Consider the following 1,094-nt stretch of genomic DNA (forward strand, 5'->3'; position numbering starts at 1 on the left):
GATGCTTTCAGCGGTTATCTCTTCCGAACATAGCTACCCGGCAATGCCACTGGCGTGACAACCGGAACACCAGAGGTTCGTCCACTCCGGTCCTCTCGTACTAGGAGCAGCCCCTCTCAAATCTCAAACGTCCACGGCAGATAGGGACCGAACTGTCTCACGACGTTCTAAACCCAGCTCGCGTACCACTTTAAATGGCGAACAGCCATACCCTTGGGACCGGCTTCAGCCCCAGGATGTGATGAGCCGACATCGAGGTGCCAAACACCGCCGTCGATATGAACTCTTGGGCGGTATCAGCCTGTTATCCCCGGAGTACCTTTTATCCGTTGAGCGATGGCCCTTCCATACAGAACCACCGGATCACTAAGACCTACTTTCGTACCTGCTCGACGTGTTTGTCTCGCAGTCAAGCGCGCTTTTGCCTTTATACTCTACGACCGATTTCCGACCGGTCTGAGCGCACCTTCGTACTCCTCCGTTACTCTTTGGGAGGAGACCGCCCCAGTCAAACTACCCACCATACACTGTCCTCGATCCGGATAACGGACCTGAGTTAGAACCTCAAAGTTGCCAGGGTGGTATTTCAAGGATGGCTCCATGAGAACTGGCGTCCCCACTTCAAAGCCTCCCACCTATCCTACACAAGCAAATTCAAAGTCCAGTGCAAAGCTATAGTAAAGGTTCACGGGGTCTTTCCGTCTAGCCGCGGATACACTGCATCTTCACAGCGATTTCAATTTCACTGAGTCTCGGGTGGAGACAGCGCCGCCATCGTTACGCCATTCGTGCAGGTCGGAACTTACCCGACAAGGAATTTCGCTACCTTAGGACCGTTATAGTTACGGCCGCCGTTTACCGGGGCTTCGATCAAGAGCTTCGCTTGCGCTAACCCCATCAATTAACCTTCCGGCACCGGGCAGGCGTCACACCCTATACGTCCACTTTCGTGTTTGCAGAGTGCTGTGTTTTTAATAAACAGTCGCAGCGGCCTGGTATCTTCGACCGGCATGGGCTTACGGAGCAAGTCCTTCACCCTCGCCGGCGCACCTTCTCCCGAAGTTACGGTGCCATTTTGCCTAGTTCCTTCACCC

1 rRNA gene is annotated in these 1,094 nt (G+C 54.1%); it reads right to left on the minus strand.

The window, feature by feature from the left end:
- A 23S ribosomal RNA gene (locus BGP85_RS00170) occupies positions 1 to 1,094 on the minus strand; the annotation flags it as partial.

This window comes from Pseudomonas putida (assembly GCF_002906855.1).
Classification (GTDB): domain Bacteria; phylum Pseudomonadota; class Gammaproteobacteria; order Pseudomonadales; family Pseudomonadaceae; genus Aquipseudomonas; species Aquipseudomonas putida_N.